General features: G+C 70.5%; 19 protein-coding genes and 1 pseudogene. 10 read left to right on the plus strand and 10 right to left on the minus strand.

Features of this window, described 5'->3' with window-relative positions:
- The first annotated feature begins 181 nt into the window (after positions 1 to 181).
- Entirely contained in the window at positions 182 to 1,534 is a 1,353-nt protein-coding gene (locus LBW94_RS28440; protein WP_225059906.1) for an acetyl-CoA C-acetyltransferase, read from the plus strand.
- Between the two features lie 115 nt (positions 1,535 to 1,649).
- On the opposite strand, the pseudogene LBW94_RS28445 reads toward LBW94_RS28440, so the two are convergent.
- From LBW94_RS28445 to LBW94_RS28465, 4 genes and pseudogenes are all read right to left on the minus strand, one after another.
- Positions 1,650 to 2,918 (minus strand): annotated as a pseudogene (locus LBW94_RS28445) (IS3 family transposase).
- Positions 2,919 to 2,984: 66 nt separating this feature from the next.
- Positions 2,985 to 3,836, minus strand: coding sequence for an LLM class flavin-dependent oxidoreductase (locus LBW94_RS28450; protein ID WP_225059907.1), 852 nt, complete (start codon positions 3,834 to 3,836; stop codon positions 2,985 to 2,987).
- Between the two features lie 154 nt (positions 3,837 to 3,990).
- Complete coding sequence (locus tag LBW94_RS28460) at positions 3,991 to 5,310, minus strand: NAD-dependent epimerase/dehydratase family protein (protein WP_323137953.1); 1,320 nt, start codon at positions 5,308 to 5,310, stop codon at positions 3,991 to 3,993.
- A 97-nt stretch (positions 5,311 to 5,407) separates the two neighbouring features.
- The gene (locus LBW94_RS28465; RefSeq protein ID WP_225059908.1) at positions 5,408 to 6,025 is read right to left on the minus strand and encodes an NADPH-dependent F420 reductase; all 618 of its coding nucleotides are present in this window, start codon (positions 6,023 to 6,025) and stop codon (positions 5,408 to 5,410) included.
- Positions 6,026 to 6,189: 164 nt separating this feature from the next.
- Here LBW94_RS28465 and LBW94_RS28470 point away from each other — a divergent pair, with 164 nt between their 5' ends.
- Complete coding sequence (locus LBW94_RS28470; protein WP_225059909.1) at positions 6,190 to 7,086, plus strand: LysR family transcriptional regulator; 897 nt, start codon at positions 6,190 to 6,192, stop codon at positions 7,084 to 7,086.
- A gap of 259 nt (positions 7,087 to 7,345) precedes the next feature.
- Here LBW94_RS28470 and LBW94_RS28475 read toward each other — a convergent pair whose 3' ends face one another.
- Both LBW94_RS28475 and LBW94_RS28480 read right to left on the minus strand, forming a co-directional pair.
- Positions 7,346 to 7,930, minus strand: a complete 585-nt coding sequence (locus tag LBW94_RS28475; RefSeq protein WP_225059910.1) for an HAD family hydrolase — start codon at positions 7,928 to 7,930, stop codon at positions 7,346 to 7,348.
- Between the two features lie 144 nt (positions 7,931 to 8,074).
- Positions 8,075 to 8,539 carry a nuclear transport factor 2 family protein gene (locus tag LBW94_RS28480; RefSeq protein ID WP_225059911.1) on the minus strand — a complete coding sequence of 155 codons (465 nt, stop codon included), beginning with the start codon at positions 8,537 to 8,539 and terminating at the stop codon, positions 8,075 to 8,077.
- Between the two features lie 279 nt (positions 8,540 to 8,818).
- On the opposite strand from LBW94_RS28480, the gene LBW94_RS28485 reads away from it, so the two are divergent.
- Positions 8,819 to 9,244: an AlkA N-terminal domain-containing protein gene (locus tag LBW94_RS28485; RefSeq protein ID WP_266272333.1), complete on the plus strand. Its 426-nt coding sequence runs from the start codon at positions 8,819 to 8,821 to the stop codon at positions 9,242 to 9,244.
- A gap of 46 nt (positions 9,245 to 9,290) precedes the next feature.
- Here the strand turns inward: LBW94_RS28485 and LBW94_RS28490 are convergent, their stop codons facing one another.
- Together LBW94_RS28490 and LBW94_RS28495 are read right to left on the minus strand one after the other, a co-directional pair.
- Positions 9,291 to 10,631 carry an ADP-ribosylglycohydrolase family protein gene (locus tag LBW94_RS28490; protein ID WP_225059913.1) on the minus strand — a complete coding sequence of 447 codons (1,341 nt, stop codon included), beginning with the start codon at positions 10,629 to 10,631 and terminating at the stop codon, positions 9,291 to 9,293.
- Between the two features lie 5 nt (positions 10,632 to 10,636).
- Positions 10,637 to 11,083, minus strand: coding sequence for a hypothetical protein (locus LBW94_RS28495; protein ID WP_225059914.1), 447 nt, complete (start codon positions 11,081 to 11,083; stop codon positions 10,637 to 10,639).
- A 428-nt stretch (positions 11,084 to 11,511) separates the two neighbouring features.
- On the opposite strand from LBW94_RS28495, the gene LBW94_RS28500 reads away from it, so the two are divergent.
- From LBW94_RS28500 to LBW94_RS28520, 5 genes are all read left to right on the plus strand, one after another.
- On the plus strand, positions 11,512 to 11,994 hold the full coding sequence (locus LBW94_RS28500; protein WP_225059915.1) for a universal stress protein: 483 nt from the start codon (positions 11,512 to 11,514) through the stop codon (positions 11,992 to 11,994).
- Positions 11,995 to 12,066: 72 nt separating this feature from the next.
- Positions 12,067 to 13,176 (plus strand): isochorismate synthase, encoded by a 1,110-nt coding sequence (locus LBW94_RS28505; RefSeq protein WP_225059916.1) that lies wholly within the window; start codon positions 12,067 to 12,069, stop codon positions 13,174 to 13,176.
- A gap of 48 nt (positions 13,177 to 13,224) precedes the next feature.
- On the plus strand, positions 13,225 to 13,395 hold the full coding sequence (locus tag LBW94_RS28510) for a DUF2613 domain-containing protein (protein WP_225059917.1): 171 nt from the start codon (positions 13,225 to 13,227) through the stop codon (positions 13,393 to 13,395).
- Positions 13,396 to 13,467: 72 nt separating this feature from the next.
- Positions 13,468 to 18,357 (plus strand): alpha-(1->3)-arabinofuranosyltransferase domain-containing protein, encoded by a 4,890-nt coding sequence (locus LBW94_RS28515; RefSeq protein WP_416276967.1) that lies wholly within the window; start codon positions 13,468 to 13,470, stop codon positions 18,355 to 18,357.
- 74 nt (positions 18,358 to 18,431) lie between these two features.
- Positions 18,432 to 19,304 (plus strand): patatin-like phospholipase family protein, encoded by an 873-nt coding sequence (locus LBW94_RS28520; RefSeq protein WP_225059918.1) that lies wholly within the window; start codon positions 18,432 to 18,434, stop codon positions 19,302 to 19,304.
- Positions 19,305 to 19,332: 28 nt separating this feature from the next.
- Here the strand turns inward: LBW94_RS28520 and LBW94_RS28525 are convergent, their stop codons facing one another.
- Positions 19,333 to 20,499 (minus strand): acyltransferase family protein, encoded by a 1,167-nt coding sequence (locus LBW94_RS28525; protein ID WP_416276981.1) that lies wholly within the window; start codon positions 20,497 to 20,499, stop codon positions 19,333 to 19,335.
- Between the two features lie 230 nt (positions 20,500 to 20,729).
- Between LBW94_RS28525 and LBW94_RS28530 the strand changes: the two genes are divergently transcribed.
- A complete protein-coding gene (locus LBW94_RS28530) occupies positions 20,730 to 21,866 on the plus strand; it encodes a DUF3068 domain-containing protein (protein ID WP_225059920.1) in 1,137 nt (378 codons plus the stop codon).
- A gap of 209 nt (positions 21,867 to 22,075) precedes the next feature.
- On the opposite strand, the gene LBW94_RS28535 is transcribed toward LBW94_RS28530, so the two are convergent.
- The gene (locus tag LBW94_RS28535; RefSeq protein WP_416276968.1) at positions 22,076 to 23,392 is read right to left on the minus strand and encodes a polysaccharide biosynthesis protein; all 1,317 of its coding nucleotides are present in this window, start codon (positions 23,390 to 23,392) and stop codon (positions 22,076 to 22,078) included.
- Between the two features lie 504 nt (positions 23,393 to 23,896).
- On the opposite strand from LBW94_RS28535, the gene LBW94_RS28540 reads away from it, so the two are divergent.
- Positions 23,897 to 25,705, plus strand: coding sequence for a hypothetical protein (locus LBW94_RS28540; RefSeq protein ID WP_225059921.1), 1,809 nt, complete (start codon positions 23,897 to 23,899; stop codon positions 25,703 to 25,705).
- The last annotated feature ends 195 nt before the right edge of the window (positions 25,706 to 25,900 follow it).

Here is a 25,900-nt window from a genome sequence, read left to right on the forward strand (position 1 = left end):
ACCTTTTCCTCGATGTCGGTGGGGCCGATGCCGGGGGTGCCGGACAGGCCGGACGTCACGGCCGGTGTCGACAATTAACTTACTCCGGAGTAAGTTTAATGTAAACCGCAGCGCTGGGGCACGGAGCGTGATCGACCGCCCCGAGCCCGGACATTCCCCCGACGAGACAGTGGAGACTCGAGTGACAACCAAGGCCCGCACGGCTTCCACCAGCAAAGCCCGGACCGCGGCCGCCGGGGGCGCCGATGCGCGCACCCGGCAGACCCGTCCGGTGGCGATCCTCGGCGGCAACCGGATCCCGTTCGCCCGCTCCGACGGCACGTACGCGCACGCCTCCAACCAGGACATGTTCACCGCGGCCCTGAACGGCCTGGTGTCCCGCTTCGGTTTGCAGGGTGAACGACTCGGCATGGTCACCGGCGGCGCGGTGCTCAAACGGCTCGGCGAGCACAGCCTCATCCGGGAGAGCGTGCTGGGCAGCGAGCTGTCGCCCTACACCCCGGCCCACGACCTGCAACTGGCCTGCGGCACCGGCCTGCAATCGGTCGTCACCGTCGGCGACGCGATCGCGCTGGGCCGCATCGAGGCCGGCGTCGGCGGCGGCACCGACACCACCTCGGACGCGCCGATCGGGGTCAGCGAAGCCGCCCGCGACTGGATGCTCGACGCCAACCGCGCCAAGCGCAACATCGACTACGTGAAGCTGGTGGGCCGGCTGCGCCCGAGCATGGTCGGCATCGAGATCCCGCGCAACGCCGAACCCCGCACCGGCCTGTCGATGGGTGAGCACGCCGCCATCACCGCCAAGGAATTCGGCATCACCCGCGAGGCCCAGGACGAATTGGCCTACCTCTCGCACCGCAACATGGCCGCCGCCTACGACCGCGGCTTCTTCGACGACCTGATCACCCCCTTCCTCGGCCTGACCCGCGACGACAACCTCCGCCCCGGCTCCACCCTGGAGAAGCTGGCCACCCTGAAGCCGGTGTTCGGCATCAAGGCCGGTGACGCCACCATGACCGCCGGCAACTCCACCCCCCTCACCGACGGCGCCTCCGCGGTGCTGCTCGGCAGCGAGGAATGGGCCGCCGAACGCCACCTCAGCCCTCTGGCCTATCTGGTCGACAGCGAGGTCGCCGCCGTCGACTACGTCTGGGGCCCCGACGGCCTGCTGATGGCCCCCACCTACGCGGTCCCGCGCCTGCTCGCCCGCAACGGCCTGACCCTCCAGGACTTCGACTTCTACGAGATCCACGAGGCCTTCGCGTCGGTGGTGCTGGCCACCCTGCAAGCCTGGGAATCCGACCAGTACTGCAAGGAACGCCTCGGCCTCGACGGCGCCCTGGGCGCGATCGACCGCGGCAAACTCAACGTCAACGGCTCTTCCCTGGCCGCCGGACACCCCTTCGCCGCGACCGGCGGCCGCATCGTCGCCCAAACCGCCAAGCAACTGGCCGAAAAGGGCTCCGGCCGCGCCCTGATCTCCATCTGCGCCGCGGGCGGTCAGGGCGTCGTCGCGATCATCGAACGCTGACTCGAGAAACCTTTCCGGGCGGAAACGCGATAGAAAGGATGGTGGTACCCCGGTCCCGGGGCGACGGGCCGGGGTACCCCTTTCTTGAATCGCCCCGGGTTTTGTGCGCACCCGTTTATCTGTCTCCGGCCGGTTGTTCGACCGGAGTGGCATAGTAGTCGGCCTCGGACTCGGCCGGTGGTTTACGACCGAGCCGGTGCATCAACCGCGAGCCGTTGAACCACGACACCCAGTCCGCGGTGACGAGCTCGACATCGGCCAGCCGGTGCAGCGGGCCGGTCCGGAACGGTGAATCGTCGCGGACCGCTTCGGTTTTGTAGAGACCGATTGTGGTCTCCGCCAACGCATCATCGTATGCGTCACCGACCGACCCGATCGACGGCCCGCAGCCCCGACAGCGTCAGAGTCTCCCCGAAGCGCACCGCGGTGTATTGAGCTCCCGCGTCGGAATGATGAATCGTGGACCCGTCCCACGGCCTGCCTTCACGCCTGCGCAGTGCGGCGGCCTGCCGGATCGCGGACTCGACGAACACGGTGTGCTTGCTGGGCGAGCATTCCCAGCCCACGATCCGGCCCGCGTAGGCGTCGACGACGAACGCGACATACACGAACGCCCCGCTCGCCAGCCTGACATAGGTGAAATCGGCGACGACCAGCATGTTCGGGGCCGGCACCCGGAACTGCCGGTCCACCAGGTCCGGCGCCCGGGCCGCCGCCGGATCCGGGACCGTGGTACGGATCTTCTTGCGCCGCACCACACCTCGCCACCCGTTCACGCGCATCAGCCGCTCGACCGTGCACCGGGCGACCGGGATACCGTGGCGTTGCAGATGTGCCCACATCTTCTCGGCCCCGTACAGGCATTCCGGGCGCCGCCGGCCGTCCTCGCCGGGCTCGTAGTAGCCGGCCAGGAGCTCGGTGATCGTGGTGTCCCACAGCGCCCGTTTCGACGGCGCACGCCGCGACCAGGCGTGGAAGGTGCGTGGGGCGATCTTCACGCCGCGGCTGGTCAGTGCCCGGCACATGGCCGTGACCGGGAACCGGTCACGGTGAGCGGCGAGGAATTCACACACTGACGGTGTCGCGGGTCGTTCGCCCGCGCGAAAAAAGACGTTGCGGCGGAAAGGATTTCGATCGTCTGCTCGAGTTCGGCGATCTTGCGTTTCTGTTCCCGGATCGTCTTCGCCGCGTCCGAGGACACGCCGTCGGTCTCGCCCTTGTCGATCTGGGCTTGGCGGATCCATTTCCGCAGTGTCTCGGCGGTCATGCCGAGCCGGGCCGACACGGCCGTGATCGCGGCCCACTCGCTGTCGTAGTCGTCGCGGTGGTCTGCGACCAGCCGCACAGCCTTGGCCTTGGTCGCTGCGTCATACTTCGCTGGCATATCCAGCCCATCCTCTCAAGCAAGAGGGTAAGCACCGAACCCGGGGCGATTCAGCTACCGGGATGCCTACTCGCGTCCGTGGGCGACATGTTCGCGTACTGCGGGGATCGTTTCAGCGGCGAAGCGTTCGAGTACATCCCGCTCGTCGCTGGCCAGGATGAAGGTGCTGACGCCGTCCTCGAGGGTCATCTGGGCTAGGGCTTCCGCGGTCTGCTGGCCTGGGAAAATGTTGAGCAGACGGGTAATGGTGCGGGGGTCGCGGCCTGCAGCGCGTGCGGCGTCGTCAATGATGGCGTTTCCCTTGGGCAGGCCGCCGGGTTCCATGACCGGCAGGGACGGCAGCCAGCCATCGGCCTTGCGTCCGACCAGGTCCTGCATCTTCGGCTTGTGGGCGCCGAGCCAGATCGGGATGTGGTGTGCGGGTGCGGGTCCGCGCTCGGCGCCGTGGACCTTGTAGAACTCGCCCTCGACAGTGAGGGTGCCGGGCACGTCGGCGTCCCAGACCCCGCGGATCACGTCGATTGCCTCGCTGAGGGCCGTCACGCCCTGCAGCGGGGTCAGCCGCCGTCCGCCGACTGCTTGCACGGCATCCCAGTAGAAGCCGGCCCCGAGCCCGAGGCTCGTTCGTCCACCGGAGAGCAGGTCGAGGCTGGCCATCGCGCGGGCAAGCACGGCGGGGGGGCGTAGCGGCAGGTTCAGCACGTTGCCGGACAGGCCGATGCGCTCGGTCCGCGCGGCCGCCCAGCTCAGCAGAGTCCAGGTGTCGAGGAAGTCGGCCTTGTAGGGATGATCCTGGAAGGTGACGAAGTCGAAACCGAGCCGCTCACTGAGCTGCGCTAATTCGACTGGACGGTGCGTTGGGGAGTTGGCGGGAGAGATGAACGTGGCGAAACGCAGAGGGTGACCATAGTCGGGCATCGGTGTCTCCTTCAGTCATTCGTGTGCGACCAGCCACGACAAACGTCGCCGCCGACCTGGTTTCGGCCTGCCCCCGGGGTTACGGAGCCGGGTGAGACGCGGCATGTGAATTCGAGGTCGTTCCCGACTGGGGCGCGGATGAAGACCGCGTGAGTCAACCGTTCTCGACCAGGTCGTTGACAGCCTGGGTGTCCTTGTAGAAGGCGTCCGCGCCGTAGATCTTCCCGTCATGGACCCGATAGTGCTCCACAACTGTCATCGGCAGTTGCCGCCCGCTCTTGCGAGAGGTGAAAACGGCGTCGAGCCGCAGCTCCACCACGTCGCCTGCCCGGACGATCTCGTGCCCGCGTGCGGTGAGCTCTGCCAGCACGTCGATCTCACGGGTCAGGCGTGCGAACCCGTCCGGCCCTCGCCATTCCCCACCCCAGGGCAAGCTCTCCGCCTCCCGCCAGACGGCGTTCTCGTCGACCATCGCGAGAGCCCCCTCGCCGCCTCGGACGAAGTCCTCCAGCGTGGCCACGTCGTCGTGGACTGGCGCGGTGACGGCGGGGAAGTAGTGGCCGTTGTCCAGATCGGTGAGCAGGCCGGGCTGGTTGGGTTCCCAGCCCAGGGTGCGGCGGGTGATGAGGTTGGACGCCGGGTAGCTCTGGGTGGCGATGTTCGCGAGAAAGCCGAAGTATCCCGGCGTCATCAGTTCGTCCGCGGGGATGCTCACGACGGGCAGGTCCAAACGGCTGCCGATGGCCTCTGCGATCTCGCGGAAGGAAACACCTCCATCCTCGACCGCGTGCCAGTAGCTGCCGGCCGGTCCTTTCTCCAGCGCCAGGCGGAATAGTGAGGCGAGATCGCGCACGTGTACCGCGTTCCACAGGTTCGTGCCGTCTCCGGGGTGACCGGCGAAACCCTTCTCCTTCGCCAGTGCGATCAGCAGGGGAAGGAAGCCGGCATTATCGGTGGTGTCGTGCACGATGTTGGCGATCCGCACGACCGACGACCGGATCCCTCGCTCGGCGAGGTCGATCACGGCCCTTTCCACGGCGTTGCGAGCCCGCAGGGTGCCCTTGTGCTCATCGCCGCTTGGCAGGGCCGGGTCCTCCTCGACGATCGGTCGTCCGAGGTTGCCGGGTGATCCGATGCTCCCGGCCACGACCAGCGGCTTGCCGGTGCCCGCGAGCGCCTCACCGTAGGCGTGCATGATCGGGAGCTCCGCCGCGGCCACGGCGCTCATCCCACCGGTGGGGAGCAGGTCCTGCCGGTGGGCGACGTGGACGACACCGTCGGAAGCCGCGGCCGCTTCCCCGAGCTCGTCGAGGTCCTCGAGGCCGCCGCGCCGCACCGTCGCGCCGAGCGCGGTCAGCGCGGCGGCGGCCGTGTCCGATCGGGCCAAGCCCGTGACCTCGTGGCCGGCGGCGATCAGCTCGGGGATGATGAACGAACCGGAATGGCCGGTTCCGCCGGTGACGAAGACGCGCATCAGTACTCCCTGTCAGGGTTGGCGGAGTTGCCGTTCTCCCCGTGCCGTCGACCGGCTGCGGTGATGTCGCCGGGGAAAGTGGACAGTGTGGGCGCAGTCAGCCGAGGAGCTCGGCGCCGAGGGCGATGTCGAAACCCGCGCCGCTGCGGGCCAGGCCCATCATCAGCAGGCCCGCTCCTTCCAGCCAGTGCGCCATCTCCAGGCCACCGACATCCAGCGGCCGCAGGCCCAGACTCTCGATGAACGCCGCCACGCTCGCCTTGGCCGCCGGGTCGTCGCCGGCGAAGAACACATCCAGCTGGCCGCCCCGGGCCAGGACGTGCCCGAAGACGGTGTTGAACGCCTTGACCACGCGCGCGCTCGCCGGCAAGGCGGCGGCGATCTGTTGCGCGCCGGACGTGCCCTCCGGGGTGACCAGGTTGGTGTCGTCGGCACCGACGAACGTGTTGGAGATGTCGACCACGACCTTGCCGGCCAACGCGTCCCCGTACTGGCTGACGACCGCTACGCCGGCCCCGTGTGGCACAGCGAGGATGACGATGTCACCGGCCGGGGTGGCGCCGAAGGTCCCCGTTGTGGCGCCGAGCGCAGCGGCGATCTCCTCGGCCTTGGCCGGGTCGCGGCCGATGACCTCGACTGCGTGGCCGCCGGCGAGCGCCAGCTCGGCCAGAGCGCGGGCCATACTCCCGAGACCGATGATGCTGATGCTGCTCATGGTGTGTCTACTTTCTGTGGCAGGGTGAGAGGCCCGTTTCCCATCGCGTCCGACGCGCGATGCAGGGCGTTCACCACCTGACGTTGCCACCGGCCCGTATGGGAGTCCAAGACCTCTTTCGATCACGGCGATACCCTGGGAGCATCGCCGCACAAGGAGGCTCCATGGATCTGGACCTGCGTAAACTGCGCTACTTCGTCGCCGTGGCCGACCGGTTGCACTTCGGCCGTGCCGCCGACGACCTCCACATCGCCCAGCCGGTGCTCAGCAGGCAGATCCGCGCACTCGAGCACGACCTCGGAGCGGCTCTGCTGACGAGGGACAGCCACGGAGTGACCTTGACCGACGCCGGCGAGCAGCTACTGGCCGACGCCGGCCCGTTGCTGGCCTCCGCCGACGCGGCCCGCCGTCGGGTGACCCTCGCCGCCCGCGGCGGCCGGCGACTCATGGTCGGCTTCCGGGCCGGCATCGCGGTCGCCCCGGCGATCCAACAGTTCGCCGACCAGCACCCGGACGTGGTCGTGGACGTGCAACGGATCGAAGGCGACGATCAGGCCACGAGGCTGCTCGACGGCCGCATCGACATCGGCTACGTACGGCTGCCCATCGATGAGACCGGGCTGCGCGTGATCCCGGTGTACACCGAGCCACGGGTAGCGGTCCTGCCCACCGGCCACCGGTTGGCCGGCAAGCAACAGATCACCGAAGCCGACCTGGCGGGCGAGCCTCTGTTGTGGGACTCCGACTCGAGCACACAGCCCACGCGCCGCACGCATCCCAATGCCGGGTATCTGGTGCGCGGGGTGGACGAGACGCTCGAGCACGTCGCGGCCGGCCGCGGCATCTCGTTCCTGGCGCGTTCGGCAACCGTGTTCTACTCGCACCCGAACATCAGCTACGTACCCGTCTCGGACGTCGCGCCCGACCAGGTGTGCCTGGCCGTGGTGGCATCGCGCACCTCGCCGGTGCTCGACGACTTCGTCGCCGCAGCCCAAGCCACGGCCGCGATCACAGCAGAGTGTGGCAACTATGAGATGTGGCAGCGTCAAGGCATGCGATAAGACATCTACGAGGCCGCCGCGGGCCGATCCTCGCCCGTGAAGAGTCGGCTCGCGCCAACGCCGTCTACGACACCGCCCAGCAGAGCTGAACCGCCGGTCGCAGACATTCAGGCATCCGAGGTTGCCGGCGCGGCGCGTGGTACCCGCTCCCCGCAGCCGAACGCCTCGTCGGATCCCGCATCGCACGAGCAGTCAGCACCTCGGCCTGACACCACCCGCGCGTGACGCCGGTCGAGACGGCGCAGACCGGGCGAAACGATTACGCGCCGAGCGGCTGCGGCAGTCGATCCACGGCGCCGATGGCGTTGGTGACGAAATGGAGTCGCCGTTGCCGCGGATCGGTCAGGGCCGGGACCAGCAGGGTCGGCATTCCGATATCGATGGCGACGCCGTCGCGAGAGGCACGGTCGCCCACCATGAGGGTTTGCCCGGCGCTGGTCCCGAGCAGATCGAGCGCCAGGCGGAATATGGCGGGGTCGGGTTTCTGTATACCGTGCTCGCTGGACAAAATGAATTCATCGATCGAGTCGAGCAAATGCGCTTCCTCGAACATCGGCCTGATATCGAAATGAATATTGCTGAGGACGCCGATCTTGCATCCCCTGTCGATCAGGGTGGCAACAGTGGCGGCGGCGTCGACGGCGAACTGGTTGTAGGACGGATCCGAATCCACCTCGAAGAGCGCGTCCGCCAGCCGGTCGTCCAGATCGGCATCCGCGAAGACCGTGTAATAGGTCTCGCGGTGCCGGGCATAACTGGTATTGCCCAGCGGTGACTGGAGACGATTGGGCTGACCCGCCGCTTTCCGAATGGTCTCCAAGCAGCGCGGAAACAGCTCGATCACCGCACTCGCGGTCGGCTCGGCGCAATGCCTCGCGCGCCCAGCCCTGGGGGGTGAGTTCCGAAACCAGAGTGCCGCGCCAGTCGAAAACGATCGCTCGGATCGGACTGGGACTCGGATCGTTTATCGTAGGCATGACTGTGAAGATTACGGGTAACTGTGACCGGAACAAGGCCGAGCCCGGGAAGACGCCGGAACATCGAATATCGACCGTTTGGTCGAGCTCGACGGCGCGCTACACGAGAGGCTCGGCGGGTACCCACTGCCCGGCCCTGCCCCTTCGATGATCTTCCGGCGCCTCATCCCCGCCGTGATCCGGCGGGAACGTCCTACGGCAGCTCCCGGAGCGCGCATCACCCGCGTGCCCGCGGCGATGACCGCCGTGAACTCCACTTTTCGGTCGGCGACGAATACGGCCGGGAATTCGACCGCCAGGAAGCGCACGATGCGGTCGCGGCCGACCAGGTGATTCGTCCCGTGCAGGGCTCGGGCCGTCGCGTTCCCCAGGGGTGCGAGCCATTCGGCGTCGGAGGTGAAGACGGCGGCGATGCGGGCAGGGTCCTGGGTGGCGAACTCGCGCCAGGCGTGCAGGATCAATTCTCGGCTGTCCATGCTGCCGATACTCGGTCGTCGGCGGGCGGGAATCACGCCATATTCGGACATGGCCGGATGTGGCCGGTCGATGCGCGGTGTGGCGGCCGTACCGTGGCGATCGCAGGCCGCCGGAGGCATCCGAATTGGTCTGCCGGGCTGTCGATCTCATCGCGTCTTCGGCAGCCTGCGCCGGTTCGACCGGGTGATGATCGCGACATTCCGTGCCGCGCCACAGGATTGCGCGCCCGGCGACGGCGCGCCGACCGCCTCGTCGCCGACGGCGGTCTCGTGCTCCGAGTGCCACTGCCCGAGCCGGTGCGGCTGGATCGGCGGCTGTCACACCTCGCCCACGACGCGGTGCCCGGGATCGAGAACGCCACGACGACGCACTACCGGCGGACGATATCGGTGGCCGGTGATCCCGGGGTGATCGCGATCGATGCGGACCCCCGCGGTGACGTGCGGCTGGTTGCGCACCTGCCCCGGCTCGAGGGGCTCATGCACCTGGTGGATCGGGTCCAGCGCCTGCTCGCGGGCCGAGCCTGGGATCCGTTCGAGGCCCGGATCCGGGCGATCGTGGCGGCCGAGGCCGGCCCGGCGGCGCCGGCCGCCCTCGCCGCCGCCGACCTCCGCGGCATCGGCGTCGGTGCGGCCGGCGCCCGAGCGATCCGCGACCAGTGCTCGTCGTGGCCTGCCGGGGCACCGGTTCCGCGCCCGTCGTGATCGCCGGCCGGGCGCCGGCGCGGCGATCGGGACGGGTACCGGCTGTTCAGCGGCCCAGCACGTGCAGGCGGGACAGGTCGAAGGTGCGGCGGGCCAGGTCCGAGATGCGGACGCCGTCGTATCCGGCGACCGCGCTGTGCAGGCGGTCACGCAGGGGCGTGGTCCAGTGTTCCGGAATCGCGGTGGCGCCCAGCAGGACACCGCACACCGAGCCCGCGGTCGCGGCGGTGCGGCCCGCGGCGCCGCCGGCCTGGACCGTCAGTCCGACCGTCTCGGTGAAATCTCCGGCGCCCCAGAGGATTCCGATGGATGCCAGGCAGGCGATCGGGATCGCGTGCCCCCACGGGTAGTGGTCGTGGCGGGCGTGGGCGGTGGCCGTCGCCTGGGCCCAGCCGACGCCGCGGTCGTGATCGTCGAGTACCTGGGTCAGTGCCACCGCCAGCCGGGAGTGTTCCGGAATCACCGTCAGCGCGGTGGTCGCCGCGGCCCGGGCGTCGGTGGCGGTGAAGGCGGCGGCGACCAGGGCAGCCGCCCACATCGCGGCCCAGACGCCGTTGCCGGTGTGCGAGATCGCGGCGTCGCGGGCGGCGAGTTGTGCTGCGGCCGCCGGATCGCCGGGGTACACGTAGCCGTAGATGTCGGCGCGGGACAACGCACCGGCCCACTCCCGGTAGGGATTACGGCGACGGGCGGTGGCCGGCGGCAGCGCGCCGTCGATGAGATTGCGGTAGGCGACCCGTTCGGCGGCGACGGTCTGGAGGAACGGCAGTCGTTGCAGCCATTCGGCGGCCGCCTCCGCGGCGGTGAAATCGGTGCCGAACTGTTCCAGCATGTGCAACCCGAGGACGGGATAGTCCAGATCGTCGTCGCGGGGACAGCCCTCGATCCGGTCGCGGGTGGATTCCGGCCAGCCCCACTGCAATTCGTAGCCCTCCGGCATCGGGGCGAGCACCGGCACGTAGTCGGTCAGGGGGTAGGCGTCGGCGCGTTCCAGATAGGCGCGGATCCGCTGCGGTGACCAGCGCAGCCCGTTGTCGAGCGGCTTGCCGAGCGTGCTGCCGACGCATCGGCCCAGCCAGCCGCCGAGGATCCGGTCGTAGAACCGGGCCGGCGGGGCGGGCGGGGCGGTGTCCACGGCCCGGGCGGCACCGTCGGCGGGGTCCTCGTCGTAGGGCCAGCCGGGATCGCGCACGGACGCCTCGATCCGGTTCAGCAGCCGCCAGCAGTCCGCGGCCCGCGGCGGTATCGCCCGCGCGAGATCGCGCACCTCCTCGGCGAAATCGTCGACGTCGTAACCGGATTCCCGGCGTTGCAACCACTCGAAATGCAGCAGTGCCCGCGGGTCGGCCTCGAGATGCGTGAACCCCGCCGGGTCGATCGAATCCATGACGTTCACGCGACGGTGGTCACCGCCGCGACGACCTCCGACAGCAGTGGTAGTGATTCGTCGCGCTGGGGCGCACGCGCCCACCAGCGCCCTTCGTGGGTGTGCCGGCCGAACCCGGTCGGCAGGATGACATTGCCGCGATGCGGTCCGATATCCACGCCGTAACGCTCCAGTTGCACAGTGCATTCCAGTTCAGGGTACCCGTCGAAGACCGCCAGGAAGGTGCGACGCGGCGGATTCTCCCGGACCAGAACGGGTCCGGGAATCCCGCGCACCGTCAATTCACCGAGAATCAACGCGCCCAGCGGTTCCGGGGTGTTCACGGCGGCGATGGAGTCGACCAGGGGGAGCACGACGTAGCCGGGTGCGGTGACGTGGACCCGCGGCAGCCCGAACAGCGACCGGTAGGCCGCCGCCCAATCCTGTGGTGTTGCAAGCTCTTCCAACCGCAAGATCCAACCTCCCCGGTACAACGCGAAACCGTCGCCGACGTCCGGTATCGGCCGCCGAACCTCTGTGTAAACCCAATTGGGCGGAAACGCGAGGGTTTTCGGTAAACCCTTCGAGAATTGTCCCGAACGTGATTGTCCCCCTAGGGATACAGACCGACCGGCCCCCCAGAGATGGCGGTACCCCGGCCTCGGCCGGGGCGCATAATGGACGGTCGTCCCAGATCTTCCGGCTGCTCGATTCCGGGTATCCGCTTTCGGCGTGCTCGGAATAGTCACACATACCGCACGAACGCATTCTCATTTTTCTGATCATCCGTACGCCCGGACGGAAACAATCTCGAATTCCGGTGCCCGCGACCGCCCCGGTTGCGCCGGCCGCCGGGTTACGCTCTGGGCGAGACCTGAACTCCCACCGGAGGAGGCGCGTCATGCCGTGCGATCTCGTGCTCATCGCCTACGACGGATCCGACGACGCCAAACGTGCCGTCGAGTACGCGGGCCGCTTCCTGGCGTCGACGGCCGCGGTGGTGGTGACCGCCTGGGAACCGATGGTCCGGCAGACGGCGCGGCTGTCCGGCCTGTCCGGACTCGCCCAGCAGGAATGGCTGGCCGACGACGAGGTGGACGACGTCGGCCACATCGAGGCGCAGCACGTCAATGCGGAGGGTGTGCGGCTGGCCGAACGCGCCGGGCTGCGGCCCCGCGGCCGGACCGTGGAATGCACCACCACCATCTGGAGCGCCCTCGTCGCGGTCGCCGACGAACTGGACGTCGACATCATCGTGGCCGGCACCCGGGGCAGCACCGGGCTGCGGGCCCTGCTGCGTTCGAGTGTGGCGGACGCGGTGCTCAAACATTGCCACCGCCCGATCCTGCTGGTGCCGCCCGCCCGCGCCGGGACGCCCGCGTAATACCGGCCACAGTGAGATATCGGTCGCTACCGCGGCCCGCGCGGCCGCGCGCGGCGCTAGGGTCGGGACACTATGGACGGATTCCTGCTCGCGCAGCCGGGGGCGGTGCTGCGGACCAGCGGCACCCGGCACGCGTTCGACGACGCGGAGCGAGCGGCCGCCGCCCTGCGCGCCGGCGCCGCCGACCTGGTCGTCGGCGCGCTGGCATTCGATCCCCGGCAGCCCGCGGCGCTGACCGTGCCGGAACGGGCCCGGCACACCGCCGGGCCGTGGCGACCGGCCGCCCTGCCCGCCCTGCCGCGGGTCCGGATCGTCGCCGAACTCCCCCCGCCCGCCGAGCACGTCGCCCGGGTCGCCGAACTGGTCGAACGGCTGTCGGATCCGGCGCAACCGCTGCGCAAGGTGGTGGCGGCCCGTTCGCTGCTCGCCGAGGCCGACGCGGCGCTGGATCCGGAGGTGCTGGCCGGGCAACTGCTGGCCCGCCACCCCCGCGCCAACGTCTTCGCCGTCGACCTCACCCCGGCCGGACGGCCCGGCGCCACCCTGATCGGCGCCACGCCGGAGGTGCTGGTCGCCCGGCACGGCGACAGCGTGACGCTGCATCCACTCGCCGGCACCGCGCCCCGGCACCCGGATCCGGAGATCGACGCCGCCCGCGCCCGCGAGCTGCTGGACAGCGGCAAGAACCGGATCGAGCACGCCTACGTCATCGACTGGATCCGGGAGCGGCTGGCGCCGGTGTGCCGCGAACTGACCGTGCCCGAGACGCCGGAACTGGCCGGGACCGCACAGGTCTGGCACCTGGCCACGCCGATCCGGGGGCGGCTGCGCGATCCGGGGGTCAGCGCGCTCGACCTCGCGATGCTGCTGCATCCCACCCCGGCGGTGTGCGGCACCCCGACCGATCTGGCGCTGGCCGACATCACCGCGGCCGAGGGGCCGCGCGGCTGCTACGGCGGCGCGGCCGGGTGGTGCGATGCGGCCGGCGACGGGGAATGGGTGGTGGCCATCCGCTGCGCGGAACTGTCCGCCGACGGCCGCGTGCTGCGCGCCTGGGCCGGTGGCGGGATCGTCGCGGATTCCGACCCGGACACCGAACTGGACGAGACCACCGCCAAACTGCGCACCCTGCTGGGCGCACTGGACTGCCCGGTCCCGGATCGGGTCGACGCCCGGCCCTGACGCCGCGTCGGCGTCGGGAACTCCGGGCCATGTTGTAGGTTGACCGGCATGAACTTTGCCGTACCAGGCGCTGTCAGCGCCGTCGTCGGCGCGCTGGTCGGCGCGATCGCGGTGCTCATCATCACGACGGCCGCCCAGCAGAGCCATCGGCCGGACGTGGACCGCAGTGGGGCGGCCGGGTCGTCGCTGCTCAACAATGTCGAGTACGGCAGCCGCTGACCAGGTGTCGCGCCTGGTCCGGGCTCGAACCGCGCACCCCCGCGGCGGGGTGGCGGCCGCTCGCGCGTCGGCGTGACCACGTCCGTCGCTGAACGCGAACGTTCGGACGTCCCACCGGCTCCGCCCGCCGGGGGTGGCGGGCCGCACCGGGACGAACCGCCGAATACCACACCGCTGGGCCGCCGCTGGTTCCTGACCAGCATCGTCCTCGCCTTCGCACTGACCTTCCTGCAATCGCCGGGGCTCAGCGTCGCCGACACCAAATACGATCTGACACAGAATCCGATCGGGCTGCTGCAACGATCCGCTCATCTGTGGAGCAGCCAGTCCCCGATGGGCCAGGTGCAGAACCAGGCCTACGGGTATTTCTTCCCGCAGGGGGCGTTCTTCTCGCTCGGACATGTGCTGGGCCTGCCCGGTTGGGCCACCCAGCGCAGTTGGTGGGCGCTGCTGATCCTCACCGGGTTCTGGGGCATCGTCCGGCTGTGCGAACTGCTCGGCATCGGCAGCCGCGGCTCCCGGGTGATCGCGGGTCTGGCGTTCGCGCTGTCGCCGCGTGTGCTGACCACCCTGGGCTCGATCTCGTCCGAGACGCTGCCGATGATGCTCGCGCCCTGGGTGCTGCTGGGGCCGGCCGCGCTCGCCGTCGCGCTGCGGGCGCGCGGCCGCGCGGGCGGCGCCACCTCGCCGGCCGCGAGCGCGCTGGCGCTGGCGCTGATGGGTTCGGTGAACGCCGCCGCGACCGCGGCCGGATTCCTGCCCGCGGTGCTGTGGTGGGCGTCGTACCGGCCGGACCGGCGCTGGCTGAGGTTCACCCTCGCGTGGATTCCGCTGCTGGTCACGGCCGTGGTGTGGTGGCTGGTACCGCTGGCGCTGCTGGGCAAGGTGAGCCCGCCGTTCCTCGACTACATCGAATCCTCCGGCGTCACCACCGAATGGGCGACGCTCGGCGAGGTGCTGCGCGGGACCGACAGCTGGACACCGTTCGTCTCCCCCGAGCGCATCGCGGGCGCGGTGCTGGTCACCCAACCGGCGGCGGTGCTGGCCACCGGGCTGCTCGCGGCCGCCGGACTGGCCGGGCTCGCGTCGCGGTCGATGCCGCACCGGGGCCGGTTCGCCCTGATCCTGATCGTCGGCCTGATCGGCATCTGCGCCGGATATCAGGGACAACTCGGCGGGCCGTTCGCCGAGACCGTACGGATCTTCCTGGATTCCGCGGGCGCGCCGATGCGCAACGTGCACAAGCTGGAACCGCTGATCCGGATGCCGCTGGTGATCGGTCTCGCCCATCTGCTGCGCCGGGTGCCGCTGCCGGCCTCGGTGCCGTTCGCGCGCTGGCGGCACGCGTTCGCGCATCCCGAGCGCGATCGGATGGTGGCGGTGACGATGCTGGTGCTGACCGCGCTGCTGCTGTCCACCTCGCTGGCCTGGACCAGTAAACTCGCCCCGCGCGGCGCCTACGACCGGGTGCCGGTGTACTGGCAGCAGACCGCGGACTGGCTGGCGCACAACGCCTCCGACACCCGCGCCCTGGTGGTGCCGGGCGCGCCGTTCGGCAGCCAGATCTGGGGCCTGACCCGGGACGAACCACTGCAAGCGCTGGCCCGCACGGAATGGGCTGTGCGCGACGCGATTCCGCTGGTGCCGCCGGGCGCGATCCGGGCGATGGATTCGGTGCAGCGGCTGATCGCCGACGGGCGGCCGTCGGCCGGTCTGGCACCCGTGCTCGCCGACCAGGGCATCGGAATCCTGGTGCTGCGCAACGATCTCGACCCGGACACCTCCCGGTCGACCCGGCCGCTGCTGGCGCATCAGGCCATCGAACATTCGCCGGGGCTGACCCGGGTCGCGGAATTCGGCGGGTTGCAGTCGATCGGCCATCCGGACGACATCGTGGTCGACGGCGATCTGCGCCCGCCCTATCCGGCGATCGAGATCTTCCGGGTCGACGCGCCGCGGCCGGGCACGCCCACCGACCCGCGCAGCGGTCCCGGCGACACCGACCCGCGCAGCGGTCCCGGCGCGCCGGACTCCTTCCCCGGCGCCTACACGGTGCCGCTGGCTGCGGTGCCGGTCGTGCAGGGCGGGCCCGAGGTGCTGGAGCGGTTGCGCCGCGACCCCGCCGCACCGCGCAGTCCGGTGCTGCTGGCCACCGACGCCGATCGAGCGGGGCTGCTCGACGACGCGACCACCACGGTCACCGACACACCCATGAACCGGGAGACCGATTTCGGCCGCGTCGACAACCACAGCTCGGCGCTGCGCGCGCCCACCGACCCGCGGCGCACCCACAATCTGGTGCCCGACTACCCGGTGCCCGGCGCTCCGCTGGTGCAGGGCGAATGGTCCGGGGCGGTGGTCACCGCCTCCAGTTCGGCCGGTGACGCCACCCAGCTCGGCGCGGCCTCCCCCGCGAACTCGACCGCGGCGGCGGTCGACGGCGACCCCGCCACCGCCTGGCTGAGCAACAGCGCCCAGACCGCGCTCGGGCAGTGGCTGCGGCTCGATCTGCACCATCCGATCACCTCCGGGGTGCTGCACGTGACCACCAGCCCCGCGGCGCTGGGTGACCCGGTGAAATGGCTCGAGGTCCGCACCGCCAACGGCACCGTCGCCGCGCGGATCACCACACCCGGTGCGCCCGTACAGGTTTCGCTGCCGCCCGGCCGCACCGACTGGCTCACCGTCACCGCGATCCGGACCGAGAGCGGCACGCCCGGTGGGCAATTCGGCGTCAGCGAGCTGAGCCTCGACGACTACAGCAATCCGGACGCACCGGTGACCGTCGACATCCGGCACCGCACCGTCCTGCCCGCACCGCCGCCCGGCGTCCGGGTGCAGGGCTGGGATCTGGGTCAGGAATTCCCCGGCCGCAACGCCTGTTTCGACACTCCCGGCCGGGTGCGCTGCAACAAGGGATTGGCACTGCCGCCGGAGGAACCGGGCACCTTCGAACGCACCCTGCAGGTTCCGGCCGCCACCGCGGTCACGCCGCAACTGACCGTCCGCACCCGGCAGGGCCCCGCGCTGGCGGCCCTGCTCACCGATCACGACCGGCCGGTCGCGCGGGGCCGCGCCGACGTCGGCGACCTGCGCGGCTCGGCCTTCGCCGCCACCGACGACAACAACGCCACCAGCTGGACCGCCCCCGAGGAGACCGTCCGCGACCGGACCGGCGCCAAACCCACCCTGACCATCGAACTGCCGCACCCGGCCCTGGTCAACGGCCTGATGGTGACCCCGCCGATCGGCGACCTGCCCGCGCGGCCCACCGCGCTCACCGTCAACCTCGGCGACGGCCCGCAGTTCCAGCAGTTGAATCCCGAAGTGCCCGGCGGCTTCCCGATCTGGTTGCCGTTGCATCCGCGGGTCACCGACCGGATCGAGATCAGTATCGACAGCTGGCGGAACATGCTCGACCGCAACGGTCTCGGCTTCGCCCAGCAACCGCCGCCCGGCCTCGCCGAGGTGACGGTCCTCGGCCCCGACTATCCGCCGCCGGTCCCGGGCAACCGCCTCGTCACCGTCGACTGCGCGCACGGCCCCGTCCTCACCCTCGCGGGCCGCCTCGTCCACACCACGGTCACCGGCACCCTCGACGAACTGCGCACCGGCGCACCGGTACCCGCCCGCGTCTGCGATCCCGGCACCGATGACGCCGCGACCGTGCCCGCATCGGGCGACCCGGCCACCGGCGATGGCGACACGTCGACCGTCGCGGGGGACCCGTCGAACCGAATCGGCACGGCGGCCACCGGTTCCCCGGACGGACCGACCGGTGTGGACGGCTCCGGCCGCGCTGTCGCCGCCGGCACCTCGAACGGAACAGGCACGGCAGCAAGCGATTCCCCGACCGGTACGACCGACTCCGGCGGCAGTGGCGCCGACCGCACCTCGAACGGAACCGGTACGGCAGCAAACGGTTCCACGAACACACCCACCGGTACGACCGACTCCGGCGGCAGCGGCATCGACGGCACCCCGAGCGGAACCGGTACAGCAGCAAACGGTTCCACGAACGCACCTACCGGCACCGTCGATGCCCGTCGTGGTGACTCCGGCAACGTAGCGGGTGGAATCGGCACGGCAGCAACCGGTTCCACCGACGGCGATCGATCCGGCGCGGCGGCGAGCGGGGCAGCGAATGTTCCGGCGGCGACCGAAGCGACGCCGCCGGGCGACTGCACGGATTCCGCTACGCCGGTTGCCGGAGCGGGCGGCCGCGCGTGTGCGGCCGGGAGCCCCCGTCCCGACGCGATCGCGCTGCCCGCCGGCCGAGTCGATGTCGCCGTGGCGCCGACCGAGTTGTTCGCGGTCGACCGATTGACCCTGACCAGCACCGATGTCGCACCGCATCCGGTGTCGGCCGCGCCCGGGACGCGGCTGCTGGTGCTGCCGCTCAGCACGAATGTGGATTGGCGGGCGCGGACCGCCGACGGCCGTAACCTGGCGCCGGTGGTGGTGGACGGCTGGGAACAGGGCTGGGTGGTGCCCGCCGACGCCCACGGGCCGATCACCGTCGAATTCCCTGCCGACCGGTGGTACCGGACGGCGATCCGCGGTGGTCTGGCCCTGCTGATTCCCTTGGCGCTGTTGGTGATTCCGCGACGCCGCCGAATCTTCGGCGAGGTGGACGCCGGTCCGGTGCGGGCCCAGCGCAGCCGCCTCGCCGGGGCAGTCGGGCTGAGCGCGGCCGTGTTGCTGATCGCCGGCCCGGTCGCGCTGGCGGCCACCGTCGCCGGATCGGTCGCCCTTCGGTTCGCGCCGCGTCGCGTCGGCACCGCGTTGCCGCTGGTCGCCGGGCTCGGGGTGGTCGTCGCCGAGGCCGCGTTGTCCACCGGAACCTGGCGGTCACCGGGCGGCTATCTGGGTGGCTCGCTCTGGGTGCAGTTGCCCGCCCTGCTGGGGGTGGTGGCGGCCGGGCTGGCCGCACTGCCGCCGCACCGCCGCGATCGCACCTGATTTCTTGTGGCACAACGCATTCGGCATGGCGGATATCGGACGCCGGTGGTGCGCGGCGTGGTTACCATGGCGGCATGACGGATGGGTTCGATCGAGCGACCGTTCGGCGTTCGGTGGTGCTGGGTGTGGGCGGGGTCCCCGGAACGGCGTGGATGGCGGGCCTGGCCGCGGAATTGCGCCGGCGCGGCATCGAATTGGGCTCGGCCGACTCGATCGTCGGCACCTCCGCCGGCGCGATCGTCGGTGCCATGCTGGTGACCGGCCGGGATCTCGACGCGCTCGCCGGGAATCCGCGGACGCCCGGGGTCGCGGAGCCGCCACCGGCGCTGGACCCCGCCCTGCTCGGCGCGGCGTTCTCTCTGCTGGCGGGTGCGGCGGCGGATCCGGCGGCGGACCCCGACGCGGCGCGGCGCGCGGTGGGCCGCTTGGTGATCGGCACGGAACCCGCGCAGCCGGCGCATATCGACCGGATGGGGTGGCTGGCCGGTGGCGATACCTGGCCGGACGACCGGCTGCGGATCGTCGTGGTGGAGGCCGAGAGCGGTCAGCGGCGGATCTGGGACAACGCGAGCGGCGTCGGACTGGCCACCGCCGTGGCCGCCAGCCGTTCGTTTCCGGGGACCTTCCCGCCGGTCGTCGTCGACGATCGCTACTACATCGACGGCGGAGTGTGGTCGGGGACCAATGCGGATGTCGCGGCGGACTCCGATGTCCTGCTGATCGTGGAGCCGCTGGCGCACCGCTTCCCGCGCGAACTGCTCCGGGCCGAACTGGCCACGGCCACCGCCGGCACCGTCGTGCAGTTCACCCCCGACGCGGCCACGATCGAGGTCTTCGACGCGTTCGCCACGAACCCGGACGGGCTCGCGGGGTGGCCGGACGCCTTCCGCGCGGGTGTACGGCAGGCGGACACGCTGGCCCGGCAGCTGGCCGACTCGGCCTGGTGAACCGGAACATGTTCGGTGCGACGGGAATTCAGCCGTAGCGGCGGCGGACCCAGCGCCGGGCCGGTTCCTCCACCAGCGCGTAACCGACCGCCGCCAGCGGCAGGGTGAAGCCGACGGTCAGGGCCAGGACGTGCAGGAAACCCCCGGAGAAGGGGAGGAATCCGAACATCGGGAACATCATCGACAGCACCGCCAGATGCCAGATGAAGATGCCGTAGGACCATCGGCCCACGGTCGCCGCGACCCGGCTGCGCAGCAGGCGGTGCCGACCGGCGCCCAGTACCAGCGGCGCCAGCAGGCCGAAGCCGATGATCGCGCCCAGGCCCATCTTGGTCGCGTATTGCCAGGGGGCGGCGCGCTGCAATCCGGGCGGGCCCGCGATCACGGTGGCCGACAACAGGAATGCGGTCAGCGCCGCCGCCCACATCGGCCATCGGCTGCCCAGGACGCGCTGCCAGCGCGGGGCGACGGTCGCGGATTCGGCCACCAGGACCAGTTCCGCGAGCACCATTCCGGCCGCGAACCAGGGCAGATAGCCGGGCAGCCAGTTGTCGGAATAGGTGCCCGCGGGTGTCGGCACCGGCAGGAAATTCCAGCTCAGCGCCGCCACGCCGAGGACCAGCAGCACCGGTGCCCGCCACCGCGCCGCCGGACCGCGCAATCGGCGCAGCGCGAGCGCGAAGAGCGGCAACGCCAGATAGAACGCCACCTCGACCGAGAGACTCCACATCTGGGTGAGCCCGTCGGTGAGTGTCAACGGCACGTAGACCTGTAACAACGCCAGATTGGCCAGCCACAGTTTGGCGCTCGCGGGATGTGCGGCCGACGGCAGCAGGATCAGCACCGCGCACACCACCACCCAGTAGGCGGGCAGGATGCGGGCGGCGCGGTGCAGCAGGTACCGCCGGGTGGTCGCCGCGGCGGGTCCACCGCGGGCCACCGCCGCATGCGGGCGCCACAGCAGGAATCCGGACAGCGCGAAGAACACGGCGACCGCCATGCCGAACCGGTCCCAGATCCGGCCCAGCACCGGCATTCCGGTCGCGCCGGTCTCGAAGGCCACGTGGGTGACCATCACACCCAGTGCCGCCAGGCCGCGCATGCCCTCCAGCGCGGCGACGAATCCCCGCGGCGCGGAACCCGGATCGGGGACACCCGTCGTGTCCGGCTTGGCCGTTTCGACCGGAACCGGCATAGTCGACACCGCCGACAGCGAGTCGGCCTGCGGTGTCACGGTCGTGGTCATCGGGATTCAGTCTGCCGTATACACCGGCGGGCGGCTTGGGTGGCGGCTTTCCCGGCGTTTCCGGGCGCGCACCTGGCGGGTTTGCAGATGCGGGCTGTTAGTGTCGGGGCTCACGCGTGCCGTACCGAGGGCCGTAGGGTTCATCCGGGACAACCTGTTCGACGACGAGGAGATTTCGCATGGCACTCAGTGCCGGTACCAGGAGGACGCTGGCCTGCCTGCTCGTAGGAATCGGTGCGCTGCTCATCATCGCAGCCATTCTGATCCCCACCTTCACCGTCTCGAAGCTGGCGAAGACTCCTCTCGACCTCGAAATCACCACGGTCGGTAAGAATCCCGCGGACGTCGCGAGCGAGGTCCTGGATGCGAAGTCGCTGACCTCCGGCACCGGACCGGCCAAGATCGACACCAAGGTACCGCTGATCTCGCAGCGCTTCCTCACCGTCGAGGATCCGTCGGACAAGAACAAGATGACCATCCAGAACGGTCAGACGTTGCGCCGCATCGACAAGCAGGGCGACACCGGCCTGCTCTCCGCGATCATCGACCGGGTCACCATCGACCGCAAGAGCGGTATGCCGGTCGACACCGACCCCAACGGCTCGATCGCCGCGAACGTCGACGCCAAAGGCAACAGCGTCGCCGACCCGGTGCAGCACACCGGCCTCGAGTACCGGTTCCCGATCGGCACCGAGAAGAAGACCTACCCGTACTTCGACAGCAACACCCGCAAGTCGTACGACATGGAGTTCATCGAGCAGTCGGAGATCAACAACACCAAGGTCTACCACTTCCGCCAGCAGGTCCCGGCGACCGATCTGTCCAAGGTGGTCAATTCGCCGACCAACAAGCTGACCCTCCCGGCCGAGAAGTGGGGTGTGGACGAAGACGGCGACGTCACCATGAGCCGCTTCTACAGCAACACCCGCGACGTGTGGGTGGAGCCGCAGACCGGCACCATCATCGACGGCTCGGAGGCGCTGTACTACTTCTACGCGCGCAGCGGCGACAAGCCCGAGGTCACCGCGCTGAAATCGACGCTGAAGTTCGACGACAACACGATCGACTCGCAGATCAAGGTCGCCAAGGACAACATCGACAAGCTGTCGCTGTACAGCCGGATCCTGCCGATCGTCTTCGGCATCCTCGGCGCGCTCGCCCTCATCGGCGGTGTGTTGCTGGGCCTGCTGGGTGGCCGCGGCCGTCCGGCCACCATCGGCCGCCACAGCCCGCGCCCCGATCCGGCCGACAGCTATTCGGCCGACGCCTACTCGGACGCCCCCACCCAGCAGATCGACCTGCGCGACCAGCGCTGATCTCCACCGATCACGCACGGCCCCCGGAAATTCCGGGGGCCGTCGCCGTTTCCGCATCGTGCCACCGGGTCGATCCGCCGGGCAGCCGTGGCCACACTCGCACAGGGCTGGAGCGCAACGACAGTTGCTACAGCGCTGTCTTCGCACCGGCGAACCGGCGAGATCCGGCCTCGGCGCACGAATCGGCTGTGCGCAGCCTGGACTCGTCGTCAACCGGCGACCGGTGCCGGCAGCACCGGCGCCGCGATCCGCCGGGCGGACCGTGCTACGACCACGATGATCACCGTGGTGACGACGGCCGCCACCGCGGTCGCGATGCCGATCAGCGCCGACGGTGAACGCGCGAGGCCCACCTGCGCGACCACTTCCACCACGAGACCGATCCAGGTGACGGTCGCCAGTGCGGTGCGGTCCACCGCGATGGCGGAGAGCAGCGCTCCTTGCAGCAGCGCGAGCAGTGCGCCGTCGAGGGCGAACAACCAGAGCAGGCCCTCGATCGGCGCGTAGTCGCGCCCGGCCAGCAGCGGAGCCAGCGGTGCGAGCGCCGCCGCACTCACCACCGCCACCGCGCCGACCGCGGACAGCACCCCGAGCGCGTCCCGGATCGCCCGCGCCGAGGAATCCGGCTGTGCCATCCGCGGATACAGCACCACCCCGATCGCCTGCGGCAGCCAGAACGCGATCTTGGCGGCGATCGCCCCCAGCGCGTAACGACCGGCGTCGGCACCGTCGAGCACCACCCGCGCGACGATCAGATCCGCCGACGACAGGGCCATCAACGCCGCCTGCACCTGCGCGGCACGCAAAACCGTCGCGACACCGAACTCCGTCGCAGCACCGAACTTTTTCGCGGCCCGGAACTCTTTGGTGGCCCCGAACGCCATGGCGGCACCGAGTTCCGCAGCGATCGGGGCGCGATTCCGGATCCGGATGGGGAGATCGGCCGGATACGCGGCGAGATACGCGCCGACCGCGGCGACGGTGTACCCGGCCGCGGTCGCCCACAGCGCACCGCCGGCCCCCCGGCCGATCGCCAGCGCGAACACCGCCGGTACGACCCGGGCGACCCCGGTACCGGCCAGGACGAGAGCCAGCGCCCGGAACCGGTCGCCACCCTGGAGAATTCCCTGCCCACCCGAGATCAGGACCAGCAGCGGCGCCGCCGCCAGCGCGCCCGCCGCAGCGACCACCCCGGCTTGCAGCAGCCAGGTCACCACCGGCACCAGCGCGACCGCGGCGACGGCGACCAGCAGCGCGCAGCGGGTCACCAGCCGTCGCAGGACCGCGATCGGCGCGCCGCGCACGAGTTCCCGGGCCACCACATTCTGTAGTGCCAATGCCGGTACGGCACACATCAACTGCACTGCCAGCAGGCTCGCGAACTCGCCGTACCCGGCCACCCCCAGCCAGCGACCGGCCAACAGCTGCAAGGCGTATCCGGCGGCATTGGCCGTCATCGCACCGGCGGTCACCAACGTCACGTCCGCGACGACGGGGCGGCGACGAGTAACGGACACCCCGCCCATGGTGCCATCCGTCCGCCACAACGCGAACACACCACTCGGGCGGACCCACCACACCGGGTATCCACACCTCGCCTGTGGGCACCGACTCGTGGCGCCGAACGGACCTGTCCACCCCGCATCCACAGGCCCTCGGCCGATGCCTGTGCACAACTACGCAACTGGTGCACAAATGCGCCACCGAATCGGAAGTTATCCACAGCTGTGGATACGCTGCCGCCCCGCGGCCACAGCCACCCGGACAGTGTCCCGGCCTACCGGCGTCGTCGCGTGGTCCCTATATATAAGGAGAAGCGCCGCTGTCCCGACTCGAATCCGCGCAGGTCGGCGGGGACAGATTCCACAGGTATCGGGCTGCGATCCTGTACGCGCGGCGGTCCGGTGGCGCACCGGCAGTAGGGCCCGGCCCGGATTGTGCACAGGTACAGAGTCGACGTGTGGACAAGCTCGCACCGAATCCCGCGCGGATCCCGGAACCGGGACGGTGCACCCGTAGGGTGGCAGATCGTGACTGTCGGCGGACGAAGGCGAGAAACGCTGTGGCAGCGGCCGGTTCCCGCCCTCTACAGCCTGGCGGTGGCGCTGGTCGTCGTCGGTCCGCTGCTGGGGCGGGGATATCTGCTGTTCCGCGATGCGGTGAGTTCGCCGCGGTCGTATCTCACCGATGTCGCGCTGGGGCTGGGCGATGCGGCGCCACGAGCGGTGCCGCAGGATGCGCTGCTGGCCGTGGTGTCGACGGCGGTCGACGGCGGGGTCGCGGTGAAGGTGATCCTGGTGGTGGCGTTGTGGGCGGCGGGCTGGGGTGCGGCGGCGCTGGCGCGAGAGCTGCTGGGAGCCACGCTCGGTCCGCAGCTGGTGGCGGCGACGGTCGCGCTGTGGAATCCCTATGTGGCGGAACGCCTGCTGCAAGGGCATTGGAGCCTGTTGACCGGATACGCCGCACTGCCGTGGACGGTCCTGGCGGCGCGCCGGATTCGGCGGGCCGCTCCCGGTACGGGCCGGACCTGGCACGATCGGGCGCTGCTGGGCGGGTGTTTCGCGGCGGCGGGGCTGACTCCGACGGGGGCGTTGCTGGCGGGCGTGGTGGCGCTGGCCACGGCAGGCCGGCGCGCGGTGGGAGTGCTGGTGCTGTGGTGTGTCGCCGCACTCCCGTGGCTGGCGGCGACCGTGCTGGCCGGGACCGGGTCCGACACCTCCGATCCGGCGGGCGTCGCGGCCTTCGCCGCCCGCGCCGAACCGAGGCTGGGGACGCTGGGGAGCCTGGCCGGACTCGGTGGCATCTGGAACTCCGCGGCGGTACCCGGCTCGCGCACAACGCTTTTCGCGCTGGTAGCCACTGTCGTACTGCTGGCGATGGTGGGAGCGGGGGTGTGGCGGGTCGCGACCGGCGGCGACCGGGACACGGTGCGGGACCGGCGGACCCTGCTGATCCTGGCGGCGGTGGCGGTGGTGCTGCCCGCGCTGGGGGCGACCGGATGGGGGATCACGGCCGGAGAATTCCTGGTCGAACACGTGCCAGGCACGGGACTGCTGCGGGATACCCAGAAGTACGTGGCGCTGGCGATGCCCGCCTACGCGCTGTGTGCCGCCAGCGGCTGCCGACTGCTCGCGGCGCTCGGCGGCGCCGCTGCGCGTGGCGCCAACGAGTTGCCGTCGTCGCAGCCGGCCCCGGATCCCGAGCCCGGTGACGGTCTGCTCGGAACACCCTTGGCAGCAACACTTTTCGTGTTCCTGCTGCTGGCCACGCTGCCGGATCTGGCCTGGGGTGCGGGCGGCGAACTGCGGCCGGTACGGTACCCGCCGGGCTGGGCGCACGTCGCCGCGCACATCGAGAGCCCCGGCGATGTCGCGGTGCTGCCGGGCGGGATGTTCCGGAAATTCCCGTTCAGCGGCGAGGTGGCGGTGCTGGATCCGGCTCCCCGGCTGCTCCCCCGCGATGTGCTCCAGACCGGCGAACTTCCGGTGCGCGGGCGAGTGGTCGCCGGCGAGGGCAGCCGGGCCCGCGCCGTCGAACAGTCACTGCTGCGCGGCGATCCGGCCACACGACTGGCGGATCGGGGGGTGGGCTGGGTACTGGTCGAGCGCACCTCACCGGGACCGCTCGGTGAGTCCGCCACCACGCTCGCACAACTGGATTCGGTCTACACCGACGACGATCTCGCGCTGTATCGAGTGCCGGGACCGATCACCGAAGCGGCGACACCGACCGCGGCGGCCCGCATCGGCACGGTCGCGGCCCATCTGATCTGGGTATTGCTGCTGCTCGGCGGCGCGGCGGCGGCGGTCGTGGCGGCGATCCGATCGCGGCGCGCTTGACCGCACCGGCCGGGAGACACTGCGGCAGCCGGAAACGGCCACCACGACCGGCATCGGGCGGCACCACTACACAGGAGATGCCACGGCCGACGGTGGGAAACATCGCCGCGACCAGCCGCCGGTGGACGGCACTACGATCACTGCTACAGTGAGCGATCACAACCTGTCGCCACCACCGGGACCGGGAGACGCCGG

The sequence above is a fragment of the Nocardia sp. alder85J genome, assembly GCF_020176955.2.
GTDB lineage: Bacteria > Actinomycetota > Actinomycetes > Mycobacteriales > Mycobacteriaceae > Nocardia.